Source organism: Lysobacter enzymogenes (assembly GCF_017355525.1).
GTDB classification, from domain to species: domain Bacteria; phylum Pseudomonadota; class Gammaproteobacteria; order Xanthomonadales; family Xanthomonadaceae; genus Lysobacter; species Lysobacter enzymogenes_C.
The window spans coordinates 1,313,292-1,335,850 of sequence record NZ_CP067395.1; the positions used below are offsets into that span (position 1 = coordinate 1,313,292).

At 70.4% G+C, this 22,559-nt stretch carries 22 protein-coding genes and 1 tRNA gene; 6 read left to right on the forward strand and 17 right to left on the reverse strand.

The genetic code is table 11. From position 1 onward, the window contains the following. Nucleotides 1-4: 4 nt before the first annotated feature. The 3 genes from JHW38_RS05220 to JHW38_RS05230 form a co-directional block, all read right to left on the reverse strand. On the reverse strand, nucleotides 5-421 hold the full coding sequence (locus tag JHW38_RS05220; protein ID WP_207524951.1) for a hypothetical protein: 417 nt from the start codon (nucleotides 419-421) through the stop codon (nucleotides 5-7). Nucleotides 422-543: 122 nt separating this feature from the next. Next, nucleotides 544-918, reverse strand: a complete 375-nt coding sequence (locus tag JHW38_RS05225) for a hypothetical protein (protein ID WP_207524952.1) — start codon at nucleotides 916-918, stop codon at nucleotides 544-546. 7 nt (nucleotides 919-925) lie between these two features. Continuing rightward, nucleotides 926-1,195, reverse strand: coding sequence for a hypothetical protein (locus JHW38_RS05230; protein ID WP_207524953.1), 270 nt, complete (start codon nucleotides 1,193-1,195; stop codon nucleotides 926-928). A 261-nt stretch (nucleotides 1,196-1,456) separates the two neighbouring features. Between JHW38_RS05230 and JHW38_RS05235 the strand changes: the two genes are divergently transcribed. Both JHW38_RS05235 and JHW38_RS05240 read left to right on the forward strand, forming a co-directional pair. Then, entirely contained in the window at nucleotides 1,457-1,933 is a 477-nt protein-coding gene (locus tag JHW38_RS05235; RefSeq protein WP_207524954.1) for a hypothetical protein, read from the forward strand. A gap of 157 nt (nucleotides 1,934-2,090) precedes the next feature. After that, nucleotides 2,091-2,396 (forward strand): hypothetical protein, encoded by a 306-nt coding sequence (locus JHW38_RS05240; RefSeq protein ID WP_207524955.1) that lies wholly within the window; start codon nucleotides 2,091-2,093, stop codon nucleotides 2,394-2,396. 269 nt (nucleotides 2,397-2,665) lie between these two features. Here the strand turns inward: JHW38_RS05240 and JHW38_RS05245 are convergent. The 3 genes from JHW38_RS05245 to JHW38_RS05255 form a co-directional block, all read right to left on the reverse strand. Beyond that, a tRNA-Leu gene (locus JHW38_RS05245) sits at nucleotides 2,666-2,752 on the reverse strand. Nucleotides 2,753-2,804: 52 nt separating this feature from the next. After that, on the reverse strand, nucleotides 2,805-2,981 hold the full coding sequence (locus JHW38_RS05250; RefSeq protein ID WP_207524956.1) for a hypothetical protein: 177 nt from the start codon (nucleotides 2,979-2,981) through the stop codon (nucleotides 2,805-2,807). Nucleotides 2,982-2,983: 2 nt separating this feature from the next. Beyond that, a complete protein-coding gene (locus tag JHW38_RS05255) occupies nucleotides 2,984-3,319 on the reverse strand; it encodes a hypothetical protein (protein ID WP_207524957.1) in 336 nt (111 codons plus the stop codon). A 207-nt stretch (nucleotides 3,320-3,526) separates the two neighbouring features. On the opposite strand from JHW38_RS05255, the gene JHW38_RS05260 reads away from it, so the two are divergent. After that, nucleotides 3,527-4,369 (forward strand): NRDE family protein, encoded by an 843-nt coding sequence (locus JHW38_RS05260; protein ID WP_207524958.1) that lies wholly within the window; start codon nucleotides 3,527-3,529, stop codon nucleotides 4,367-4,369. Nucleotides 4,370-4,717: 348 nt separating this feature from the next. Here JHW38_RS05260 and JHW38_RS05265 read toward each other — a convergent pair whose 3' ends face one another. The 9 genes from JHW38_RS05265 to JHW38_RS05305 all read right to left on the reverse strand — a co-directional run bounded on the left by JHW38_RS05265 (nucleotide 4,718) and on the right by JHW38_RS05305 (nucleotide 12,768). Continuing rightward, nucleotides 4,718-5,254 (reverse strand): hypothetical protein, encoded by a 537-nt coding sequence (locus JHW38_RS05265; protein WP_207524959.1) that lies wholly within the window; start codon nucleotides 5,252-5,254, stop codon nucleotides 4,718-4,720. Nucleotides 5,255-5,378: 124 nt separating this feature from the next. Then, nucleotides 5,379-5,783: a hypothetical protein gene (locus JHW38_RS05270; protein WP_242691217.1), complete on the reverse strand. Its 405-nt coding sequence runs from the start codon at nucleotides 5,781-5,783 to the stop codon at nucleotides 5,379-5,381. A 39-nt stretch (nucleotides 5,784-5,822) separates the two neighbouring features. Beyond that, nucleotides 5,823-6,026: a PspC domain-containing protein gene (locus JHW38_RS05275; protein WP_074869562.1), complete on the reverse strand. Its 204-nt coding sequence runs from the start codon at nucleotides 6,024-6,026 to the stop codon at nucleotides 5,823-5,825. Nucleotides 6,027-6,108: 82 nt separating this feature from the next. Further along, a complete protein-coding gene (locus JHW38_RS05280) occupies nucleotides 6,109-6,510 on the reverse strand; it encodes a DUF5329 domain-containing protein (protein ID WP_242691219.1) in 402 nt (133 codons plus the stop codon). Further along, nucleotides 6,480-7,202: an SGNH/GDSL hydrolase family protein gene (locus tag JHW38_RS05285; RefSeq protein ID WP_207524960.1), complete on the reverse strand. Its 723-nt coding sequence runs from the start codon at nucleotides 7,200-7,202 to the stop codon at nucleotides 6,480-6,482. The genes JHW38_RS05280 and JHW38_RS05285 overlap by 31 nt, the downstream gene beginning before the upstream one ends. A gap of 230 nt (nucleotides 7,203-7,432) precedes the next feature. Then, nucleotides 7,433-8,503, reverse strand: coding sequence for a class III poly(R)-hydroxyalkanoic acid synthase subunit PhaC (locus JHW38_RS05290; RefSeq protein WP_207524961.1), 1,071 nt, complete (start codon nucleotides 8,501-8,503; stop codon nucleotides 7,433-7,435). A gap of 1 nt (nucleotide 8,504) precedes the next feature. Beyond that, nucleotides 8,505-9,806: a class III poly(R)-hydroxyalkanoic acid synthase subunit PhaE gene (gene phaE, locus JHW38_RS05295; RefSeq protein WP_207524962.1), complete on the reverse strand. Its 1,302-nt coding sequence runs from the start codon at nucleotides 9,804-9,806 to the stop codon at nucleotides 8,505-8,507. Between the two features lie 253 nt (nucleotides 9,807-10,059). Continuing rightward, complete coding sequence (pssA, locus tag JHW38_RS05300) at nucleotides 10,060-10,674, reverse strand: CDP-diacylglycerol--serine O-phosphatidyltransferase (RefSeq protein WP_207524963.1); 615 nt, start codon at nucleotides 10,672-10,674, stop codon at nucleotides 10,060-10,062. 177 nt (nucleotides 10,675-10,851) lie between these two features. Continuing rightward, the gene (locus JHW38_RS05305) at nucleotides 10,852-12,768 is read right to left on the reverse strand and encodes a D-(-)-3-hydroxybutyrate oligomer hydrolase (RefSeq protein ID WP_242691221.1); all 1,917 of its coding nucleotides are present in this window, start codon (nucleotides 12,766-12,768) and stop codon (nucleotides 10,852-10,854) included. A 133-nt stretch (nucleotides 12,769-12,901) separates the two neighbouring features. Here JHW38_RS05305 and JHW38_RS05310 point away from each other — a divergent pair, with 133 nt between their 5' ends. Continuing rightward, nucleotides 12,902-13,564, forward strand: coding sequence for a response regulator (locus JHW38_RS05310; protein WP_207524964.1), 663 nt, complete (start codon nucleotides 12,902-12,904; stop codon nucleotides 13,562-13,564). A 343-nt stretch (nucleotides 13,565-13,907) separates the two neighbouring features. On the opposite strand, the gene JHW38_RS05315 is transcribed toward JHW38_RS05310, so the two are convergent. Further along, complete coding sequence (locus JHW38_RS05315) at nucleotides 13,908-17,252, reverse strand: hybrid sensor histidine kinase/response regulator (protein WP_207526266.1); 3,345 nt, start codon at nucleotides 17,250-17,252, stop codon at nucleotides 13,908-13,910. Nucleotides 17,253-17,539: 287 nt separating this feature from the next. Then, nucleotides 17,540-19,786: a TonB-dependent receptor gene (locus JHW38_RS05320; protein ID WP_242691223.1), complete on the reverse strand. Its 2,247-nt coding sequence runs from the start codon at nucleotides 19,784-19,786 to the stop codon at nucleotides 17,540-17,542. Between the two features lie 236 nt (nucleotides 19,787-20,022). On the opposite strand from JHW38_RS05320, the gene JHW38_RS05325 reads away from it, so the two are divergent. Both JHW38_RS05325 and JHW38_RS05330 read left to right on the forward strand, forming a co-directional pair. Continuing rightward, the gene (locus JHW38_RS05325) at nucleotides 20,023-21,420 is read left to right on the forward strand and encodes a GntP family permease (protein WP_207524965.1); all 1,398 of its coding nucleotides are present in this window, start codon (nucleotides 20,023-20,025) and stop codon (nucleotides 21,418-21,420) included. A 203-nt stretch (nucleotides 21,421-21,623) separates the two neighbouring features. After that, nucleotides 21,624-22,535 carry an STM4015 family protein gene (locus JHW38_RS05330; RefSeq protein WP_207524966.1) on the forward strand — a complete coding sequence of 304 codons (912 nt, stop codon included), beginning with the start codon at nucleotides 21,624-21,626 and terminating at the stop codon, nucleotides 22,533-22,535. Nucleotides 22,536-22,559: the final 24 nt, after the last annotated feature.

Genomic DNA, 22,559 nt, shown 5'->3' on the forward strand with positions numbered 1-22,559 from the left:
CGACTCAAATCGGCGTCTGCTGCCCCACCGCATGCGCCAGATGCGAAATCGCCTGGCTCATGCCTTCGCGGAACAGCAGGTCCGGCGCGTTGGCCAGGCAGCGCGGATCGCGCACCACGCCGAGCGCGGCGGACGAATCGCCGGACGGCACCCGCGCGACCAGGTCCATCGCGAACTCGCGGTAGGCCGCGCACTCGCCTTTCATCCTGGCCAGGTCCTCGGCCATGAACTGCAGCTGTTGCTGCATGTATTGCATTCCCTCTTTGAGCTCCTGCAGCGCGGCGTGTTCGATCACGTCGTTCCCCAATGGCAGGTAGGTCGGTCGCGCCAGCGTACCCCAAGCCACGCGCAGAAAAACAAGGCGCCGGTCGGATCCTTCGGCAAGCGATCCAGGCGCGCAGGGCCCGGCCGACGCGGCCACGACCGATGGCCGCTGCCGTCGCCGATCTACGTTGTCGGCCCCGATCGCTGCGCTGGGCGCGGGCGCCGTCGGCGTCGCGGCCGCAGACGATCGCCGTCGGCGCGGCCGCCGCGACGAACCCGTCAGTCGCGCGAACGCCGGTGCGAAGGACGTTCGGTCCAGGGCGTCTTTATCGTCGGGTTCGGCGGCTGCGGTTCGGTGTTCGCGGCCAGGGGCTGCAGCCGCACCAATGTGTAGTGGCCGTCGCCGAGCAGGTCGAAGCGGCCGGACGGATCCAGCAAGATCGCCTCGCGGCTCAGGAACGTCTCGCGCCCGGCCTGCGGCGGACGCAGCCGGCTGCACAAGGCCAGGTCCACTTCGAGCTTGCTGGTGCCGTTGCGATGCCAGGGATGGCCCGGCACCAGGCGGCTGACCATCGCCGCCTCCAATTCCACGACGACCTCGTTTCCGCTGATCGATTCGCAGCGGCCGATCGCGATGTCGAAACTGTCCTGCATGGCGGCCTCATCGGGAGACGAGCGTGAGCTTGCTGTTCAATCGGGCTTCCTGCATCAATCCGCGCAGCCGGGCTTCGATCAACGGCAGCCCGGCCAGGCGCGAAGACGCCCGCAGGGAATAGACCGGCGTCCTGCGACCGAGAATGGTGCGGCTGTTGCGTTGCACGGAGATGTTGGTGGAGCCGCAGGCCCGCATCCAGATCAGACGCAGGGCTTCCGGACCGATGGTCTGGTCTGCGGGCAGAGTGAACTGAAACCATTCGACGTGATGTTCCATCGGCGCCGTCTCTCCGCATCGGATTGGCCAGTATGCGCGTCGGGCCGCTGAATCCAGGCAGTCGCGGCCGAAAATAAATCGCTGGCGCAGGTTCGGCGTTGGGCGTAGGGTGAGCGAGCAAACACTCGCGGTAATCGCCGTCTTGCGATTTCGACGGGCCTGCCGATCCGATCGATCGAAACCGTCGCCTCGCCTCGCCTCGCCTCGCCGCGACCGCGGATGACGCGGGCCATCCGATACTTTCCGCCGGAACAACGCCGCATGCGCCCTTACGACGGCGTCGACTATCGATACTCGTCGGTCGATGCCGACAAGACCCAGGCCTACACGATCATCGCCAACATACTCGGCGTCCCGTTCAGCGCCACCGGACTGGAATACGAACTGAGCTTCTACTCCGGCGGGACCGGTTGCGACGATCGCCTCGCGATCAGATTCAAATCCGAGCCCATCGATTGGGACGCCGTCCATCGGCACCTGCAATTGCACCGCCTCGGCAGCGAGACCGATTCGGCGCTCGCCTGCGACCTGTTCGACGGGATCGTGGACGAAGCGTCGCCGGCGACATGCATCGACCCGGTGGTCCGCCGTTTCATCAACTCCCAGAAAAGAACGTTCCAGGACGTTTGCGACGGCGCCTGCGAGATCGCCTACACCGACCAAAGCCACGTCAACACCTGGTGCTTCGTCTGGCGCAAGGACGGCTGGGCGAATTACCTTTTCTTCGATCAGGGCTGACGGCCGCGGAGTTTCAGGCGGCCCGGCCGATTCGCCAATCGCGGGTTTTCCCGGCCCGCGAACCGCGATGGCCAACGCACGGCATCGGAGCAACAGGGCGCACATGGTAGCGTTGCGAAACTCGCCGGCTGCGGCTGTCGCCCCGATCCGAACCGAAATGAAAATCTCGACTGTTGGCTACGCCTTGACCGCCCTCGCCGGCATCGTTTTGAGTTTGGCTTTGGAGTTCGACGTACCAGAAGGGGCGCCGATACATCGGTTCGCCGTCGTCGAGAATTGTTATGCCCCGACCGGCAGATACGCCAACTCGACCAACGTCAAATGCAACGTGACGCTGGACGGCGGCAGCCGGCAAACGCTGTGGTCGCGACGATCTTTCGAGCCCGGGCAGCGCATTCACGTCGAGGGCAGGATCACGCGCTACAGCGGCCGCGAATATCTGCAGATCCCGGACGACCCGTAGCTCGATGCGAACCGGACTGTGTCGCCTGCGCGCGGTCGCCGCAAACCGGCGCATCGCCTGTCCGGCTCGGCGGCCGCACCGACCGCGACAGGCGCAGCTCGGGGCTCGAATCGGCGCCGTCTTGCCGGCTCGCGCCAGGTCGCCGGCATTCCCGCAAGCGCTCGGACAGCGACAGCGCGAAGCCGGATCCGGTACGCGCCTTGTACGAGTACGGTTCGGCCGCGCAAAACAAAAGGGCCAGGCTGCGAAGCCTGACCCTTTGTCTTGAATGGTGCCGGAGGTGGGACTCGAACCCACACGCTTTTAAGGGCGGCGGATTTTGAGTCCGCTGCGTCTACCGATTCCGCCACTCCGGCAGCGGGCCGCGCATTATACCCAGGCCGCAGGCCGGCGTCTGCCCCGTCGCGATCAGGTCGGGCGACGCGGCGGATCGGGGTCGGCGACGGCCGGCGGCGGGTCCGGGCGCTCGCGCTCGCGCTCGCCGCGCGCGGCCGCTTCGGCGCCGCGGGCGTCGGCGGCCGCGGCGATGCCCGCCGCGGGCGGCCAGCGGCCGACGGTGCAGTGGATGGCGGCGGCGGTCAGCATGGTCAGGTCTCCGGATGGGGACGGCGGCACCCCAGGCAGCGTCGCAGGCGGCCGTGACGGCTGCGCTGCGGGCGCGACAACAGGCCGCCGCACGGACATTGCGGCTCCCTGCCGCGTTCCCAGCGCCACAGGCGCCAGAACGAATGGGCGAGCATCGCCGCGGCTGCGCCGAGACCGCCGAACTGCAGGCACTGCGACAACTGCGCGTACGATCCGCCCGGCCACCGCGCGGCCGCGCCGGCGGCCTCGACCGGCAAGCTGCCCAGGGCGAGCGCGCCTGCGGCCACCACCGCGGCCGGCGCGAACAACTGCAACAACATTCGGGCGCCACGATTCATCGATTGACTCTCCCCACGAGCCGGCTGGGCAACAAGCCGGCTAGGAAAACGGGGATGGGTCTCAGCCGATGAGACGGTGGCCAGAATATGGCCAGCCTTCCGCGTCGGCCTCTGCCATAGGTCCCAAGGCCGATCGGCCGCTTGCCGGTGGCGGCGCGCGTGTTGTTGTGAACAACTATGCGTCGATGGCGGGACTAGAATGCGCGCATGTGCCTGATCGCCCTCGCCTGGCAACACCATCCCCGTTACCGCTTGGCCTTGATCGCCAACCGCGACGAAGCCCACGCCCGCCCGACCGCGCCGGCCGGCGCCGATCCGGACGATCCGCAGGTCTACGGCGGCCGCGACCTGTCGCAAGGCGGCAGCTGGCTGATGGTGTCCGCGCGCGGCCGCCTGGCCGCGGTGACCAATGTGCGCGACGGCCGCCAGTTCGAAACCGCGCCGCGTTCGCGCGGCGCGCTGGTGCGCGAGTTCGTGCGCGGCGCGATGAGCGCCGAAGACTGTCTCGAAAGCCTGCGCGCGCCGGCCGCCGAGTTCGGCCGCTTCAACCTGTTGCTGTGGGACGGCGCGCAACTGCGCTTCGGCAGCAACCATCCGCCGGCCGGCCACGGCCGGTTCCAGACCTTCGCGGTGACGCCCGGCGTGCACGCGATGACCAACGGCGCGTTCGACGCGGACTGGCCCAAGAGCGGGCTGGCCACGCGCGCGCTGTCGGCGTGGCTGGAATCGCCGGCCTCGCTGCAAGCGCCGCTGCGCGGCGCGGGCGAGGCGCCGTCGAGCGCCGATCCGGGCCTGGCGATGTTGCTCGCGGCGATGGCCGACACCACCATCGCGCCCGACGACGCCCTGCCCGACACCGGCGTGGGCCTTGAGTTGGAACGGCTGCTGTCGCCGCCGTTCGTGCTCGGGGAAACCTACGGCACGCGTTGCAGCACCATCGTGCTGATCGGCGAAGACGGGATCGACTTCATCGAGCGGCGCTACGGGCCGGGCGGCGCGCAGGCCGGAGAGAGTGCAGTGCGGTTGCCGTTGCGCGCGGCGGGCGGCTGAGCGGGAATGCGCGCCGTATATGATCGCGCATGAGATCGCGCGACGCGACCGTCCTCATTCGCTGAAAGCAACGGACTTCTAATCCGCTGCTTTTAAAGGCCTGCGGATTCGAATCCTACCTGCGTCACCCGCCAGCCGACTCTCACGGCCATGCGGATGCTGCCGCGCAAAAACAACGCACAAATGAGAAGACCCGGGCCTCGAGATGTTTCTCGGGTGTCCGGGTCTTCCGTTGTCGGAGCTACTTCAACGAACGGCTGTCCACTGGTTTTTCTCCGACGTGCGCAGAGTAGACCCGGCCGCGTTACGTGCCGGTCAAGCCGGCGTGAGCATGACGCTAGCGCGCGATCAGCGCGGCGGGCACTGCGGCACCGGCGGCGGCGGGCCGAAGCCCGGAATCGCGCCCTGGTACAGGTAGAACGGAATGCCGCTGGGGTAATAGCGGCTCGGGCTGCCGATGCAGGTCTTCCAGTACGAACCGGTGCCGTTGGTGCTGCTGGCGACGTCGCGATACAGCGTGCCGTCCAGGTAGGCGTCGCGCGGTTTCGCCGGGACGGTGTTGTTGTTGGTTTCGAACAGGTCGATCAGGCGGGTCAGGTCGTAGTGCGGATCCTTGTAGCTGCCGCAACGCACGCGGATGTCCTGGGTCGAGTTGTTGCAGCGGAAATACATCTCGGTCAGCACCGGGGCGAAGCCGGTGGTGCGCTGGTGGACCTTGCGGCCGTCCAGGAAGATTTCGGTCTGGCCGAAGTTCTGGGTCTGCCAGTACGCCACCAGCGCCTGCTCGCTGGCGAACGGTCCCTCGTTGTACTGCGCCTGGGCGGCGGCGGCGTGCGCCAAGCCGGCGGCGCCAATCAGCGCCAGCGCGATCGCTTTGAACGTCATCGATCCTGTCCTCGTTGCTGCGGTTCGCGGCGCCCGTCGTGAGCGCCGGGCCGGCGCGTCGCTGCGCCGGCGTCGAAGTACTCGCATTCACCGAGCAAAACGGCTCACGCCGCGTCGCGGCCGCTCACCCAGGCCACGGCCACCAGCCGCGCCCGGTCTGGGCGTAACGATCGGCCGCGCGCTCGAAGCGGTTGCGCACGCTGATGCCGCCGCAGGCGAGATACAGCGGCAGGAACAGCGGCCCCAGCACCATGTACTGGTAGACGTGGGCGCGTTCGTGATCGGCCAGGCAGATCGGCGCTTCGTCGCCGTGGCCGGCGTCGTGGGCGTAGGTGTGGCACTGCGAATCCAGATCGCCGCCGGTGTGCAGGATCACATTGCCGAGAGTGATCGCGCCGCCCGGCCCCCACGGCCAGTGATGGAACACCAGGGCGAGGTCGCGCCGGCGCAACCGCGCGCGCGCGCCGAACGGCAAGGCCAGCAGGCCGGCGATCAGGCCGAACGCGCTGACCGGCGAGGTCCAGACCACGCCGAGCGCGGTGCCGGCGGTTCGCAGCGCCGCGCCCAGTCAGCAGCCCTCTTCCGGCATCAACAGCCACAGCACCAGATACGCCAGCGCGACCGGCAACACGAACGTCGCCAGGGCCAGCACGACGAAGCCGGCGCGCACCAGCACCGGATTCCAGCGCAGGCGCAAGGCGAGACCGCCGCAGACGCCGGCGATCATGCGGTCGTGCCGCGAACGGCACAGGGTTCGGGTGGCGCTGCTCATCGCTCGCGGGCGCTCCGGCGGGGATCGGCGTGAATCGGCGGGATGTCGCGGCCAGTCTAGCGCGTAGCGGCGACGGCGGCGTCTACGGCCGCGCCGCGCGTAGCTGAACGAGTTTGGCTTGCAGCCACGCCGCCGATGTCGTCGCCGCGGCCCGGCCGCATTGCACCTGGTACGGCTTGCCGCTGAAGCTGCTTTCGCTGCCGGCGCGCTCGATGAACAGCTCGGCGGTGTCGGCCAGGCCGCGCTTGCGCAGGTACGCGAGCTTCTTGCGCAGATGCTGCTGGGCCTGGGCCGCGTCGTACCAGCTGCCGTTGCGTTCGAAGCGGCAGCCCGACTGGGCCAGCGCCTGGATCAGTTGCTCGGTTTCGCGCTCGGCCTGCGGCGAAGGCGCGGCGCGGGCCGGCGCGCTCAACGCGGCGGCCAGCAACGCGGCCGGCAAGAAGATGCGCGCGTTCATCGCGCCGGCGGCAGCTTGGCCAGCCATGCGCCGACCACGCCGGTCCAGATGTCGTAGCCGGCGCGGTTCATGTGCAGGCGGTCGCCGACGAACAGTTCCTCGCGCTGCGCGCCGTCGGCGTCGAGCATCGGGGTGAAGACGTCGAGGTAATCGACGCCGCGCACGCCGCGGGCGAAATCGCGCACCAGCGCGTTGGCCTCGCGCACCTGCGGCAGTATCGCCGCGCGCGACGGGCTCGGCTTGATCGCAACGAAGGCGATGCGCGCCTTCGGCGTGGCGGCCTGGACCTTGCGCACGAACGCGGCGAAATCGTCGCGCACCTGCCGCGGCGTGCGGCCTTCGTGCAGGTCGTTCTCGCCGGCGTAGAACACCACCGCACGCGGCTGGTAGGCGTTGACGATGCGGTCGGCGAAATACGTCGCGTCGTAGGCGCGCGAGCCGCCGTAGCCGCGGTTGATCAGCGCCGTGCCGGGGAAATCCTCGGCCAGCGTCGTCCACAGCCGGATCGAGGAGCTGCCGACGAACACCACCGCGCCCGGCATGCGGCGCACGCGCGCGTCTTCGGCTTCCCAAGCGCGCACCACCGGTTCCCATTCGGCCGGATCGCGCGGCGCGGTGCCCGCGGGCGTCGGGGCCTGGCTGTGCGCGGCGGTGTGCGGCGGCGCGGAAGCGCAGGCGGCGAGCAGGATCAGCAGCAGCGGCAACAGGAAACGGCGCATTCGCGGGTTCCGTTCAGGGGATGCGGGAAGATTAACCGGACGTGCGTTAAGGCAGCGGGCGCGGCGAGCGGAGCCGGGAGCGTCGGGCCTGAAGGTCCTCCCACAACGACTCCGCGGGACGCGGCGATCCGAGCGAAGGGCGTCAGGCCTGAAGGCCCTCCCACGGCGCGGCGCACCCTGGCTCTCAGCACGACAAGGCCCGCGATGCGCCGCATCGCGGGCCGTCGCGCTCAGCGCGAGCGCTGGATCAGCCAGTCGTGGATCGCGCCGGGCACTTCGCGCTGGGCGCGGCCGGACACGTAGATGCCGATGTGGCCGCCCTTGAACGACAGCTCGCTGTAGTCGTCGCTGCCGACCAGGTCCTTGAGCGCCTTCGACGCGGCCGGCGGCACCAGATGGTCCTGCTCGGCGTAGATGTTGAGCACCGGCATGTCGACATAGCCCAGGTCGACCGCGCGGCCGCCGATGTCGATGCCGCCGTTGACGAAGCCGTTGCCCTGGTAGAACTGCTTGATGAACTGGCGGAAGGCTTCGCCGGCCTGGTCGGGCGAATCGAAGATCCACTTCTCCATGCGCAGGAAGTCTTCCAGCGCGCGCTTGTCGTCGAGGATGTCGATCAGGCCGACGTACTTCTGCACGAACAGCCGCCACGGCTTGAGCGTGAGGTAGCACCAGTTCATGACGTCGGCCGGGACGTTGCCGAGGGTGTCGACGAACTGGTCCACGTCCAGGCCGCGGGTCCAGTTCGACAGCATGTTGTCGCGGGTGTGGAAGTCGACCGGCGTGACCATGGTGATCAGGTTGCGCACCTTGGCCGGGTTCAGGGCCGAATAGCACAGCGAGAACGCGCCGCCCTGGCAGATGCCGAGCAGGTTGATCGCGTCCTGGCGGTATTCGCGGCGCAGGTGGTCGACGGCGCCGCCGAGGAAGCGCTGGATGTAGTCCTCCAGCTCCAGGTAGCGGTCGGAGCGGTCGGGATAGCCCCAGTCGAGGATGTACACGTCCTGGCCGCGTTCGAGCAGGCCGCGCACGATCGACTTGTCGGCCTGCAGGTCGACCATGTACGGCCGGTTGACCAGGGCGTAGGCGATCAGCAGCGGCACCTTCGCGGTCGGCGCGTGTTCGCCGCGGAAGCGGTACAGCGCGACCTTGCCGTCGCGCCACACTTCTTCGCGCGCGGTCGCGCCGTAGTCGATGTTGTCGACCTCGTGCAGGGTGTCGAGCCCGGCGCTGAGCTTGCGCTGGGCGGTCATCGCTTCCTGCGCCAGCGATTCGGCGGTGAAGTTGATCGGTGCGGTCATCTCAGCGCGCTCCCTGCTTGGCGGACTTGGCCGGCTTCAGCGACTTGGCCGGCTTCAGCGACTTGGCCGGCTTCAGCGACTTGGCCGGCGCCGCGCGCTTGGCCGGCGCCGAGCTGCGCGCCGCGGCGGGCTTGGCCGGCGGTTGCGGACGCGCGATCGCGGTTTTCTTCGCCGCAGGCTTTTTCGCTGCGGGCTGCTTCGCCGCCGGCTTGGCCGCGGGCGCGGAGTCGGCCGAACGGCTCGGCGCCGGCCCGGCGGCCTGGGCGGCGCGCGGCTTGGGCTTGGCCGCGGCGGCCGGCTTCGCTGCCGGCTTGGCCGCGGGTTTCGGCTTGGGCCTGGGCGCAGGCTCGGCCTCGCCGCCGCCGCGCACCTGCAGCAACTCGTCGCGCAAACGCCGCAGCTCGCGTTCGAGCTGGACGATCTTGCGGTGCGCGGAGTCGATCTCGGTGCGGGTCGGGATGCCGAACTGGGTGCTGGCCTGCTCGACTTCCTTCTGCACGCCGCCGCGCAGGCGCATCTGCGAGTTCACCAGCGCGGCGTAGGCGTCGCGGAAGCGCGGCGACAGCGCGATCTCGGCGTAGGCGTCTTCGGCCGCGTCGATCCACAGGTCGAACAGCGCGCGCGCGCTGCCGATCTGCCGGCCCGGTTCGCTGCGTTCGGCCAGCTTGTCCTCGAAGCGCTTGAACGCGTCCTGGCCGGCTTCGGCCATCAGCGCGTTGTAGGCCTGGCTCTGCTGCTGGTAGTTCAGATACGCCTGGGCCAGTTGCTGCACGCGCTCCTGGTGCTCGCGCGCGAAACCGAACGCGGGCAGGCCGAGCAGGCTGCCGCCGCCGTCCTGCAGGCGCTCCAGGAACGGCTTGACCTGCTCGACCCAGCGCGCGAAATCCTGCTGGCCGGGGCCGCGCATCGCGCCGAACACGTCGGCGAACGGATTGGCGCCCTGCCCGCCCAGCGCCTGCTTCCAGGCGCCGGCGATGTCGCCGGCGGAGGCGTCGCGGCCGGCGAACTGCGCGGCCAGTTTCTGGATCTCGCCGAACCAGCCGCGGGCCTGGCTGTTGAAGCGGTCGAGGGTGTCTTCGACCTGCGGCTGGCCGCCGCCGCGCGCCAGCTGCGACCACCAGTTCAGCGCCTCGCTCCAGCCGGGAATCGACGGCTGCGCGGGCGGCTGCGGCGCGGCGCCGCGCATCATCTCGCCCCATGCGCCCCAGTACTGACGCGCGAGGCGTTCGAAGTCCTGCGGATTGAAACCTGAGCCGGCGCCGAAATCGCCGGGGTTGTTCGAGCCGAAACCGAAATTCGCCATCGCCGTCTCCAGGGTTTGCGGCCGATGATAGCAATGGCGTGTTGCCGGGCGCTGCCTGTGTCGTGGGGCACGCAAACGGCGTGAATGCGCTGGCGGCGATTTACGCGAATCCTGGTCGCTCTCTGTGGGAGCGGCGCGAGCCGCGACCGCGGACGCGCATGCCCGCGGCGTGCATCTGAAGTCTGAAACGCAGTTTTCGCCGCCAATCCGATGCCCCGCGGTCGCGGCTCGCGCCGCTCCTACAGGGGGGCGATCAGGGTTTCGGGATGCGCAATGTCTTGCTGATCATCAACGACCCCGACAGCGCGAACATCAGCACCAGCGGATGGAACAGCCACGGGCCGATGCGCACGCCGCCGAACCACAGTGCGTCGCCGATCGCGCCCTGCCACGCCGCGACCGCGAGCACGATCACCAGCAGCAGGCTGGTCGGGATCGGCGTGCCTTCGAAGTATTTGACCTTGCCTTCGTCGCCGGCGAGCGCTTCGGCCGTGACGTTGTAGCGCGCCAGGCGGCTGACGCCGCAGCCGACGAAGTAGCTCAGCACCACCCAGTCCCAGCCGCCCTGCAGGCCGCAAGCGTAGGCCAGCGCGGCCGGGGCGACGCCGAAGGAGATCACGTCGGCCAGCGAATCGAGTTCGCGCCCGAGCGTGGACGAGGACTTGCGCCAGCGCGCGACCCGCCCGTCGAGCGCGTCGAACACGAACGCCAGCGGGATCAGCGCCATGCCGATCATCAGGTTGTGCACCTCGCCGTCCTGCAGGAAGCGCATCGCGGCGAAGATCGCGCCGGTGCCGCAGAAGGCGTTGGCGAGGGTGAACCAGTCCGCGAGGTGGAACTCGCGGAGCATCGAAAAGTGACGCGGCATGCGGCGCAACTCCGTGGCGAGGCGGCGGCACGGCCGCCCGAAGGCGTTCAGCCTGCCAAAGCCGGCGCGTGCGCCGCAAGAGGCGAAGGTCGCAAGCCGGGCACGCGCGCGGCGCTTGCGCCGCGCCTGAATACCGCCGCAACGCGTACGGCGCGGCGGCTTAGCGCGGGCGCCGCCTCATTTCGGCAGCGCCAGATTCTGCGCCTGCAAGCCCTGCCCTTGCGCGCGCGGCACGGTGTCGACCACCGCATCGCCGGGCAGCGCCGCGCCGCCGGCCAGGTGCGCGTCGACCCGGTCCAGCGCCGCGTAAACGTACGGCAGCAGCGGCAGATAGCGCGCGCCGAGCGCCGGCAAGCCGAGGAAGGCGTCGAAGTGCTGGACGTTCTTGACCTGCCAGTAGCTGACCGACGCGCCGGCCTTGCGCGCCATCGCCACATACGGCGCGCTGCTGAACGCCGGCGGGATCAGGCCGTCGTCGAGACCGTGCACGACCACCACCGGCAAGCCCTTGCGCGGCGCGCCGGCGCGGGTCTGCTCGACGCCGTGGCGCACGCGTTCGGCCGCGCCCTTGAGCGCGCTCTTGTCGGCGTCCGCGCGCAGCGGCTGGCCGGTCCACAGCTCGCGCAAGCCGGCCATTGATTGCAGGCGCGACGCGCCGGCCGGGCCGAGCAACTGCACGCCGGCGCCGGGCGGAATGCCGCTGGCGTCGGACCACCACGCCGCGCGTTCGGCGTCGCTGGCCGCGCGCGCCGCCGGCGGCGCGTCGGGGCCGGCCGGCGTCGCCGCCGAATAGACGTAATGCACCCACGGCTGGTTCGCCGCCTTGGCCTCGTCCGCGCGCGCGGCCGGCGCGTTGCGCGCGTAGGCCGAGGCATAGGTCGCCGCGACCGCGCGCCACAGATCGAAGTTGACCGACAGCGCGCCGGCGCGTAGCGCTTCGTCGCTCCAGCCGTCGCCGCGCATGCGCTCGTACGCGGCCTGCGCGCGCGCGGCGGTGTCGCCTGCGCGCGCGGCCTCGCCGAGCAGGCCGTGTTCGGCGGCGAAATCGCAGAACGACTGCGCGCTGTCGCCGGTCAGCGGCGCCACCGGCATCGCACCGAGCGGCTTGTGCAGCAGCGCGCACGGCATCAGCAGCGCCGCTTGCGTGGTGTAGTCGTACAACGGCCGCGCGCCGCGCACATAGACGTTGGGTTCGCCGGCGACCACCGCGTCGAGCCACGGCTCCTCGCCGAGCTCGGCGGCGCGCAGCACCGCGCCGCCGCCGTTGGAGATGCCGACCGCGATGACCCGGGTATTGACCCAGGTGAACGGCGCCTGCTCGGGAAACGCGCGGTCGAGCGCGCGCAGCGCGTAGCGCGCGGCCTGCTGCACGTGGCGGCCCCAGTCGGCTTCCGGGTTGTCCTGCGAATGCGCGTGCTTGAACGCGATGCCGCCGGCCTTGCGCGCCTGTTCGTCGGGCAGGAACGCGAGTTCGCCCTCGCCCGGCTTGCCGACGGTGCCGTCGGCGCGCACGCCCAGGCCCGCGTCGAGATCGAAATAGTCGGTGCCCGCGCCCTTGTCGGTGTACGCCACCGCGCAGCCCTTCGGCAGCGCCCAGGCGCCGGCGACGGCGATCGAACCGTAGACGCCGCGCGAGCCCGACGACGCGCTGACCACGACGCAGCGCTTGTCGCGATCGAAGCTATCGGGCACCTGCACCAGCACGCGATGCGGCTGGTGCGCGCCGGGCAGGCGCGCGAACGCGCTGTACTCGCGGCCGGGCACGTTGGCCAGGCTGCCGTACAGCTCGCCGTAGCCGCCGCCCGCGGCGAGGTCGGCGATGCCGCGCCAGTTCGACCACAGCGCGCGCCGGCGCAGTTCGGCCGCGCTGGGATGCGCGGCATCGGCGAACGCCGGCGGCACCAGCGCGCGCAGGCCGTCGAGGCCGAGGCCGGCGGTCAACAGGTCGTCGCGGTCGCGGTGGTCGGTCTGGCGTTCCTGCGTGTACATCGCGGCGGATTCCTGTGCGGACGCGGCCGCGGCGCGCGCGGGCTTGCGCGCCGGCGCGGCGCTGGCGGCGCCGGCCGCGCAGGCCAGCAGCAGGGAGGCGGCCATGGCCGCGGTGCGTAGGGTTTGGGCGCTCATCGGTGCAGGCTAGCAATCCGCCGGCGCGCGCTCATCGTACTTTGGTACACCTGCGCGCGGCGAGCGCGCGGCGCCGCGCCCGCGGCCTGCTAGGCTTGCGCCGATGCCGACCCTGCTGATCGCCGACGACCACCCGCTGTTCCGCGCCGCGCTGCGCCAGGCCGCGGCCGACGCGGTGCCCGACACGGTGGTGCGCGAGGCCGGCACGCTCGACGACGCGCTGGCCGCGCTCGACGCCGAACCCGGCATCGATCTGGTCCTGCTCGACCTGCACATGCCCGGCAACCACGGCCTGGCCGGCCTCGCCGCGATCCGCGCGCAGTTCCCCGGCACCGCGGTCGCGGTGGTGTCGGCCAACGACGATCCGCGCGTGGTGCGGCGCGCGCTCGACCACGGCGCCGCCGGCTACCTGCCCAAGAGTTCCGGCCTGGACGAACTGCGCGACGCGATCCGCGCGGTGCTGGCCTGCGAGCAATGGCTGCCGGCCTCGCTGCGCGCGGCGGTCGCGCGCACCCACAGCGAGCGCGGCGACGCCGATCTGGCCTCGCGCCTGGCCAGCCTGTCGCCGCAGCAGTTCCGGGTGCTGAGCCTGGTCGCGCAGGGGCTGCTCAACAAGCAGATCGCCGACCGCCTCGACGTGCAGGAGCGCACGGTCAAGGCGCACTTGTCGGCGATCTTCGACCGTCTCGGCGTGCGCAACCGCACCCAGGCCGGGGTGGTCCTGCGCGAGCTGGAACTGGCCGATCCGGCGCGGCGAATCGAGTAGCCGGGATTGGGGATTCGGGATTCGGGATTGGCTGAGCGGTTGCGTCGTTTCTGCTTTGCCAATCCCGAATCCCGAATCCCGAATCCCCAATCCCGGCTCGCGTAACCGCTCACCCACGCTCACGTCAAGCTCTCCGGGGCTCACCGCGAGCCCCGTTGTTGTCCACACAGCCTGTGGACAAGCCTGCGGACAGCGGGGGTCGGACAGGGCTGCAGCCTTTGTTACATAAGCGTTGCAACAGATTTGGCGAAAAAATCGCCAGTGGATTTCCGACCGGCGTCGCGAAACCGAAACCGCCCCCTTCCGACCGCCCCGGGCGCGCCTCGCGCCGGCTCCAGCCCGTTCAGCGAGCCGCCGCCGCGGCCGCCAGCAGGCGGTCGAGCACCGACTTCAAGGCCAGCGGCTTGACCGGCTTGGCCAGCAGCGAACGGCCGGCCGCGTGCACCGCCGCGCGCACCTCGTCGCCGCCGTCGGCGCTCAGCAGCAGGCACGGCGGCGAACCGAACTCGGGCTCCAGGCGTCGCGCCAGGGCCACGCCGGTGTCGTCGCGGTCGAGATGGAAATCGAACAGCCACAGCTGCGCCGGCGCCGCGCGCAGGGCCGCACGCGCGCCGGCCTCGTCGGCGGCGACGACGACTTCGCAGCCCCAGCGCCGCAGCACCTCGCTCAGCGCGGCCAGCGCCTGCGCGTCGTTGTCGACCGCGAGCACGCGCAGCCCGGCCAGCGCGCCGCGCGCGCCGGCCTGCGCGGGCGCGCGCGGCGGCGCCTGCGCGGCGCGCACCGCGGCCACGCGCACGCCGAATGCGGTGCCGCGGCCGACCTCGCTGCGCAGGCTCAGCGGCGCATCGAGCAACTGCGCGATGCGGTCGGCGATCGACAAGCCCAGGCCGAGGCCCTGCCCCGGCGCATCCGGGCCGCGGCGGAATTCTTCGAAGATCGCCGCGCGCTGCGCCGGCTCGATGCCCGGGCCGGTGTCGTGCACCTCGATGCGCCAGCCGTCGCCGCGCCGGCGCACGCCGAGCAGCACCCGCCCCTGCGCGGTGTAGCGCACCGCATTGGCGAGGAAGTTCTGCAACACCCGCCGCAGCAGTTGCGGATCGCTGCGGGTCCAGGCGCGGCTGGGCACGTAGCGGAAGCGCAGGCCGCGCGCGGCGGCGATCGCGGCGAACTGCGCGGCCAGCGGGTCGAGCACTTCGGCCAGCGGAAACTCGCGCGGCTGCGGCACCAGCCCGCCGGCCTGCAGGCGCGACATGTCGAGCAAGCCGGTCAGCAGGTCGCCGGTGGATTCCAGCGCGCCGCCGATGCGCGCGACGGTCTCGCGCTGGGCCGGGTCGGCGACTTGCTGGCCCAGCGCGTCGGCGAACAGCTGCGCCGCATGCAGCGGCTGCATCAGGTCGTGGCCGACCGCGGCGAGGAAGCGGCTCTTGGCTTCGTTGGCGCGCTGCGCTTCCTGGGTCGCCACCTCAAGATCGGCGGTGCGTTCGGCCACGCGCTGCTCGAGCGTCTCGTTGGCCTGGATCAGCCCCGCTTCGGCGCGGCGGAACGCGGTGACGTCGGTGAAGGTCGCGACGAAGCCGCCGCCGGGCATCGGATTGCCGCGGATTTCCAGGATGCTGCCGTCGGCGAGCACGCGTTCGGACAGATGCGCGGTGCCGGCGCGCATATAGGCCAGGCGCCGCTGCAACGCGCCTTCCAGATCGCCCTGGAACGGCAGCCGGTGCATCGCCCAGCGCGCGAGGTCGGCGATGGGACGGCCGACTTGCAGCAACTCGGGCGGGAAATCGAACAGTTCGGCGTAGCGCCGGTTCCAGGCGACCAACCGAAGCTGCGCATCCACGACGCTGATGCCCTGGCTCATGTTCTGCAACGCCGCTTCGAGCACGCGCTGGTTGAAGCGCAGATCCGCCGACGCCTCGCCGACGATCGCCGCGACCGTGTCGAGATCGCGCCCGGCCTCGCGCCGCGCAGCATCCAGCAGCACCCGCGCCGACGACGAACCCAGCACCGCGGCCAGTTCGCGCTCGACCCCCGCTTCGACCGCCGCCGCGACCGGCGCGCCGGTGGCGACGCCGTCGAGCAGCTGCGCCACGCGTTCGCGCGGCAGGAAGCGCAGGCCGGCGTCGCGCAGGGTCTGCGCATCGAGGCCGCGGCGCGCATGCCGGGCCGGCTCGCGCCGCCACAGCGCGGCGAGCACGGTGACCAGCGTTCCGGTGAACAGGCTCGCGCCGACCGCGCGGCCGAGCCGGCTCCAGCCGGTCAGGCCGAACAAACGCTCCGGCGCCAGCCATTCCCAACCCAGCGGGCCGTGCGCGAACCATGCCGGCGCCGCGCCGCGCGCTTCGAACAGCATCGGCAGCAGCAGCGTCCAGCACCACACCGCGAAACCCGCGGCGATGCCGGCGATGGCCGCGCGCGCCGGCGTCTGCGGCCGCCACACCGCGAACGCCAGCGCCGGCGCCAGCGTCGCCAGCGCCGAGAACGACACCGCGCCGACGTCGGCCAGCGCCTCGCTGCCGGCGATCAAACGGCTGTAGCCCCACGCCAGCAGCATGATCGCGACGATGCCGGCGCGGCGCAGCGCCAGCACCCGCCCGCGCAGGTCGCGGTTGCGCGACCACGCGCCGCGCAGCAGGTTCGGCGCGAACCAGTGGTTGCCGATCATCAGGCTCAGGGTCAGTGTGCTGACCACGACCATGCCGGTAGCGGCGCTGAGCCCGCCGAGAAACGCGAACAGCGCCAGCCCCTGCTGCCCCTGCGCCAGCGGCAGCGCCAGCACGTACAGGTCCGAAGGCACCTGGGTGCCGAGCAGGCGCTGGCCGAGCATCGCCACCGGCAGCACCGGCGCTGCGATCAGCAGCAGGTACAGCGGGAACTGCCAGCGCGCGGTGCGCACGTGGGCTTCGTCGCGGCATTCGACCACGCCGACATGGAACTGGTGCGGCAGGATGAACATCGCCAGCGCGCCGAGCAGCACCAGCGGCGCGAAACCACCGGCCGGGCCGTCCGCCGCGACCGGCGCGGCCGGCGCCGGCGGCAGCGCGTCGAGGCCGAGCCAGACGAAACCGCCGAGCGCCAGCATCGCCGCCAGCTTGAACACCGACTCGAACGCCATCGCCAGCACCAGCCCGCGGTTGTGCTCGGCGGCGCTGGCGCGGCGGGTGCCGAACAGCATCGCGAACAGCGCCATCGCCAGCGCCACGTACAGCGCGCTGTCGCGCCACGCCGGCGAAGCGGCGCCGTCGGCGTTGTGGGTGGTCAGCATGGCGAAGCTCATCGCCACCGCTTTCAACTGCAGCGCGATGTAGGGAATCAGCCCGAGCGCGGCGATCAGGGTCACCAGCGCGGCCAGCCACGCGTCCTTGCCGAGACGGGTCGCGATCAGGTCGGCCAGCGAAGTCGCGTTGGTCTCGCGCGCCAGCCGCACCAGCTTGACCATGAAGCCCACGGCCAGGGCATAGAACAGGATCGAGCCGAGAAACGTCGGCGGCAGCGGCCAGCCGTAGCGCGCGGCCTGGGTGACGGTGCCGTAGAAGGTCCACGAGGTGCAGTGCACCGCCAGCGACAGCGCGTAGATGTGATGCCAGTGGCGCGCCAGCACGCCCGGCCGGCGTTCGGCGAACAGCGCGGTGCCGAACATCAGCGCCAGCCACGCCAGACTGGCCAGGGCGACGGTGGTGAGGCTCAGCATGGGCATGAGGCGCGGCGCATCGGCGCAGGATAGCGGCGGGAAGCGACCCGGAACAGCGCAGCCGCGACGGCCCTCTGTAGGAGCGGCGCGAGCCGCGACTGCGGGGTTACCGGTCGCGGCGAAAGGTTCGGCGCAGTTGTGTTGTCGCGGTCGCGGCTCGCGCCGCTCCTGCACAAAGCGAACGGGGCGTCCCTGCCCCGCCGCAAAAAACGCGGGTCTGCGCCCCCCGGGGCGCAGACCCGACGCGGCGTCCCAGCCGCACTCCCCATTCGACGCTTGGAACGAAATCAGAACGCGTACTTGACCGACAGCGAGTACTGGCGCGGCGGGCCGTAGAAGCCGGTGTAGACGCCGAGCGCCGAGTTCAGGCTGTAGCCGGTGGTGCGGTATTCCTTGTCGGCGAGGTTGCTGCCCTGCAGCGACACCGTCCACGGGCCCTTGCTCCTCCAGGTCACGCCGGCGTTGATCAGGCCGTAGCCGTCCTGGGTGATCGGCAGCGCGCCGGTGCGCACGATCTCGGTCGTCGCGACCACCTCGCTCTGGTAGCTGTAGCCGACCCGCGCCGACAGATTGCTGCCGTCGGACAAGTCGGTGCGGTACTCGACGTTGAGCGCGCCGGAGAACTCGGGCGCGTTGGTGAACTCCTGTTCCTTGGCGATGTTGACGCCGGCGTACAGGAATTCGTCGTACTTCGCGTCGAGCCAGGCCAGGTTGCCGGAGATCAGCCAGTTCTGGTTCGGCAGCCACTGGTACTCGACTTCCAGGCCCTGCACCGTGCCCTGGCCGGCGTTGGTGAAATCGCCGAAGAACGCGTCGTTGGTGCCGTCGCCGTTGCTGTCGTAGGCGGTGAACACCGACAGTTGGATGTCCTTGTACTTGTTGTGGAAGTACGACAGGTTCAGGAACAGGCGCTGGTCGAAGAACGCCATCTTGCTGCCGACCTCGTAGCTGTCGACGACCTCGTCGTCGAACGGCTCGGCCGAACGCGGCACCGCCGCGGCCTGGGCGCGGATGTTGTAGCCGCCGGACTTGAAGCCGCGCGTGGCCAGGCCGTAGACCATGATGTCCGGCGCGATCTGGTAGTCGAGCGAGACTTTGGGCGAGGTGTTCTTGAAATTGATCTTGCGGTCGAAGTTGGCCGCGATCGCGCCGCTGGGAATGGTGAAGTTCGCGTCGCGATAGCCCTGGTTGAACACCTTGGCGCGCTTGTCCTCGTCGGTGTAGCGCGCGCCGACGTCGAGCTTGAGCTTGTCGGTCAGGTCGAACGTCCAGTCGGCGTAGAACGCCAGCGACTCGGTATAGACCGTGCCCTGGGTGTCGCCGAAGCTGAGGTTGAAGAAGTTGTTGAGCACCTGCCCGCCGGCCTCGCCGTCGAAGGCGTAGATGCCCATGACGCCGCGGGCGCGGCCGCCGCCGTCGTAGTTGGCCTGCAGTTCGTGGCTGACCTGCTGGTCGCTGTAGAACGCCTTCACGTCGGCGATCTTGTTCTGCAGGGTGTCGAAGTCGATGTTGGTCTCGGTGTCCGACTCGCGCTTGGCCAGCACGTACTTGAACGTCCAGTCGTCGCTGGCGCGCCAGTTGACCGTCGCCGAGGCGCCCTTGATCGTGGTGTCGTTGACGTTGGGCATGCCGCTGCGGATGTCGTAGCGGCTGCCCAGCGGCGCGACGCCCGGGGCGAAGCGGTTCGGCGCGAGCATCTTGGCGCCGCGCACGCCGGACTGGTCGTCCATCCAGTCGAACGCGAACTGGATGTCGAGCGCGTCGCTGACGTAGGCGCCGAGGCTGCCGCGCAGGGCCAGCACTTCCTTGTCGCTGACGTCCTGGCCGGTGACGACGTTCTTGCCGAAGCCGTCGCGGTTGAGGCTGGCGACCGACAGACGCCCGCGCAAGGTCGCGTCGCCGCCCTGGGTCGCGCCGCCGATCGGGCCGGCGACCGCGGCCTTGACGTCGAGCTGGCCGTAGTTGCCGACGGTCACCTGGGCGAAGCCGTCGAACTGGGTCGGCAGGCCGCGCGAGATGTACTTGATCGCGCCGCCGATGGTGTTCTTGCCGTACAGCGTGCCCTGCGGGCCGCGCAGCACTTCGATGCGCTCGACGTCGAACACGTCCAGCAGCGCGCCCTGCGGGCGGGCGATGTAGACGTCGTCCATGTAGATGCCCACGCCCGGGTCCACGCCCCACAGCGGATCGGACTGGCCGACGCCGCGGATGTAGGCGGTGATGGTGCTGCTGGAACCGCGCGCGGCGTAGATGGTCAGGTTCGGCACCTGCGCGTCGAGGTCGCTGAGGTCCTCGACGTTGAGCCGGTCCAGCGCCTCGGGCGTGAACGCGGTGATCGCCACCGGCACTTCCTGCAAGGTCTCCTCGCGCTTGCGCGCGGTGACGGTCAGCCCGCCCAGGGTCGTGGCGTCGCGCGCGGCCGGCGCGGCGTCCTGCGCCCAGGCGGCCGGCGCCAGCAAGGCGAGAGCGACCGCGGTGGCGAGCGCGCCGCGGCGGGCGCTATGACTTGGGGCGTGTGCGTTGATGCGGGTCACGATGGTTGTCCCTCCCCCGGGAGCAGATTCGATGCGGAAGCGATTCGCTGAAGGCGCGCGGAAGTCGCGCGCAGCGCCGCAGCGCCGCGCAGTCCCCCGTCATGGCCCACAGCCTAGGAGCCGGCCGCCGCGCCCGGCAGCTGTACCTTCGGACAATGCCGGCCGCGCCGCCGCATTGCCGACACTGCGCGCTGCCGGGCCCGACGCCCGCGCCGCAATGAGGGGAATCCGAACCGATGGCGTTTTTGATCGTGCTGGCCGCGCTGTGCTTCCTGATGTACGTCGCCTACCGCGGCCACAGCGTGATCCTGTTCGCGCCGGTGGCGGCGCTCGGCGCGGTGCTGCTGACCGACCCGTCGCTGGTCGCGCCGATGTTCACCGGCCTGTTCATGGACAAGATGGTCGGCTTCCTCAAGCTGTATTTCCCGGTGTTCCTGCTCGGCGCGATCTTCGGCAAGCTGATCGAGACCTCGGGCTTCTCCAAATCCATCGTCGCCGCGACGATCCGCCTGGTCGGCCGCGAACGCGCGATGCTCGCCATCGTCGCGGTGTGCGCGCTGCTGACCTACGGCGGCGTGTCGCTGTTCGTGGTGGTGTTCGCGGTGTACCCCTTCGCCGCCGAGCTGTTCCGCCAGAGCGACATCCCCAAGCGGCTGATCCCCGGCACCATCGCGCTCGGCGCGTTCACCTTCACCATGGACGCGCTGCCGGGCACGCCGCAGATCCAGAACATCATCCCGACCGCGTTCTTCGGCACCGACACCTGGGCCGCGCCGATCCTCGGCACCATCGGCGGCGTGTTCATCCTGATCGTCGGCCTGCTGTATCTGAACTGGCGCCGCCGCGCCGCGCTCAAGGCCGGCGAAGGCTACGGCAGCAACCTGCTCAACGAACCGGCGCCGTTCGCCGGCGGCAAGCTCGCCCATCCGCTGCTGGCGATCACCCCGTTGATCGTGGTCGGCGTGGCCAACAAGCTTTTCAGCCAATGGCTGCCGCAGGTCTACGGCAAGCAGCACAGCTTCGACCCGGCGGTGATCGGCGACGCCGCGCCGGTGGTCCAGGAGGTGTCCAAGATCGCCGCGATCTGGGCGGTCGAAGGCGCGCTGCTGCTCGGCATCGCCGCGGTCGTGGCGTTCGCCTGGAAGCCGGTCGCGGCGAGCTTCGCCGAAGGCAGCAAGGCGGCCATCGGCGGCGCCCTGCTGGCGGCGATGAACACCGCCAGCGAGTATGGTTTCGGCGCGGTGATCGCGGCGCTGCCGGGGTTTCTGGTGGTCGCCAACGCGCTCGGCGCGATCCCCAACCCGCTGGTCAACGAAGCGGTCACCGTGACCGCGCTGGCCGGCATCACCGGCTCGGCGTCCGGCGGCATGAGCATCGCCCTGGCGGCGATGTCGCAGACCTTCATCGCCAACGCGCAGGCCGCCAGCATCCCGATGGAGGTGCTGCACCGGGTCGCCTCGATGGCCTCCGGCGGCATGGACACCCTGCCGCACAACGGCGCGGTCATCACCCTGCTGGCGGTGACCGGCCTGAGCCATCGCCAGGCCTACAAGGACGTGTTCGCGATCACCCTGATCAAGACCGCGGCGGTGTTCGTGGTGATCGCGACGTTCTACGCGACCGGCTTGGTCTGAGCGCAAAACCGGTTTTCCCCCTCGTACCCCTGTAGGAGCGGCGCGAGCCGCGACCGCGACAACGCAACTGCGCCGCAGGTTTCGCCGTAATCGCGTTGTCGCAGTCGCGGCTCGCGCCGCTCCTACAGGAAGCTACGGTTACATCGGTCCCGGCTCTTGGGTATGCTGCGGCCTCGTTTACCAACGCAGGCAAGGAGCCCCACGTGACCATCGGCGAGTACTCGCAGATCTACCGCGGCAAACGCGTCGTCGAATTCCGCATGGGCGCCACGCCCGCCGGCGGCGACGTGGTCTACCGGCTGACCCAGGACTACGACAGCGAGGAGAGCCAGCGCGACCTGCTCGACGATTTCCTGTCCAAGGTCGACCCGGCCGAACTGGACACCCTGATCGTCGGCGCGTGGAGCGAAGCCCACGACGAGGGCCCGCAGGGCTACCTCGATGCGCTGATCGAATACCGCGCCAAGCTGCCCAAGCTCACCGCGCTGTTCGTCGGCGACATGACCTACGAGGACTGCGAGATCTCCTGGATCATCCAGACCTCCTACAACCCGCTGCTGGCCGCGTACCCGCAACTGCAGTCGCTGCGCATCCGCGGCTCCAGCAGCCTGGAGCTGCAGGCGTTCTCGCACGAGGCGCTGGAAGAACTGGCGATCGAATGCGGCGGCCTGCCGAACAAGATCGTCGAGGCCGTCGCCGGCTCGACCCTGCCCGCGCTCAAGCACCTGGAACTGTGGCTCGGTAGCGACAACTACGGCTTCGACGGCAGCGTCGCCGACTACCAGAACCTGCTCGCCAAGATCGGCCCGGAGCGCCTGCGCTACCTCGGCCTGCGCGATTCGGAAATCAGCGACGATCTGGCCGTATGGCTGGCGCAGCAGCCGTGGCTGGGCTCGCTGCAGACCCTGGACCTGTCGTTGGGCACCATCGGCGACATCGGCGCGCAGGCGCTGGCCGAAAGCCCGAACCTCGGCGCGCTGGAGCGCATCGACCTGAGCCACCACTACATCTCGGACGAGTGGCAGGCCAAGCTGCGCGCGCTGCCGTGCCAGGTGGTGCTCGACGATCCCGAGGAAGAGGACGACGGCGACCGCTACGTGGCCGTGTCCGAGTAAGCGCGTGGCGCCGCCCGGCTGGCT

Coding starts and splice junctions, on each gene's coding strand:
- JHW38_RS05225 (WP_207524952.1), bottom strand. CDS start 918: ATGCAGGACAGTTTCGACATCGCGATCGGCCGCTGCGAATCGATCAGC.
- JHW38_RS05230 (WP_207524953.1), bottom strand. CDS start 1,195: ATGGAACATCACGTCGAATGGTTTCAGTTCACTCTGCCCGCAGACCAG.
- JHW38_RS05235 (WP_207524954.1), top strand. CDS start 1,457: ATGCGCCCTTACGACGGCGTCGACTATCGATACTCGTCGGTCGATGCC.
- JHW38_RS05240 (WP_207524955.1), top strand. CDS start 2,091: ATGAAAATCTCGACTGTTGGCTACGCCTTGACCGCCCTCGCCGGCATC.
- JHW38_RS05250 (WP_207524956.1), bottom strand. CDS start 2,981: ATGCTGACCGCCGCCGCCATCCACTGCACCGTCGGCCGCTGGCCGCCC.
- JHW38_RS05255 (WP_207524957.1), bottom strand. CDS start 3,319: ATGAATCGTGGCGCCCGAATGTTGTTGCAGTTGTTCGCGCCGGCCGCG.
- JHW38_RS05260 (WP_207524958.1), top strand. CDS start 3,527: ATGTGCCTGATCGCCCTCGCCTGGCAACACCATCCCCGTTACCGCTTG.
- JHW38_RS05265 (WP_207524959.1), bottom strand. CDS start 5,254: ATGACGTTCAAAGCGATCGCGCTGGCGCTGATTGGCGCCGCCGGCTTG.
- JHW38_RS05275 (WP_074869562.1), bottom strand. CDS start 6,026: ATGAGCAGCGCCACCCGAACCCTGTGCCGTTCGCGGCACGACCGCATG.
- JHW38_RS05280 (WP_242691219.1), bottom strand. CDS start 6,510: ATGGCTGGCCAAGCTGCCGCCGGCGCGATGAACGCGCGCATCTTCTTG.
- JHW38_RS05285 (WP_207524960.1), bottom strand. CDS start 7,202: ATGCGCCGTTTCCTGTTGCCGCTGCTGCTGATCCTGCTCGCCGCCTGC.
- JHW38_RS05290 (WP_207524961.1), bottom strand. CDS start 8,503: ATGACCGCACCGATCAACTTCACCGCCGAATCGCTGGCGCAGGAAGCG.
- phaE (WP_207524962.1), bottom strand. CDS start 9,806: ATGGCGAATTTCGGTTTCGGCTCGAACAACCCCGGCGATTTCGGCGCC.
- pssA (WP_207524963.1), bottom strand. CDS start 10,674: ATGCCGCGTCACTTTTCGATGCTCCGCGAGTTCCACCTCGCGGACTGG.
- JHW38_RS05305 (WP_242691221.1), bottom strand. CDS start 12,768: ATGGCCGCCTCCCTGCTGCTGGCCTGCGCGGCCGGCGCCGCCAGCGCC.
- JHW38_RS05310 (WP_207524964.1), top strand. CDS start 12,902: ATGCCGACCCTGCTGATCGCCGACGACCACCCGCTGTTCCGCGCCGCG.
- JHW38_RS05315 (WP_207526266.1), bottom strand. CDS start 17,252: ATGCTGAGCCTCACCACCGTCGCCCTGGCCAGTCTGGCGTGGCTGGCG.
- JHW38_RS05325 (WP_207524965.1), top strand. CDS start 20,023: ATGGCGTTTTTGATCGTGCTGGCCGCGCTGTGCTTCCTGATGTACGTC.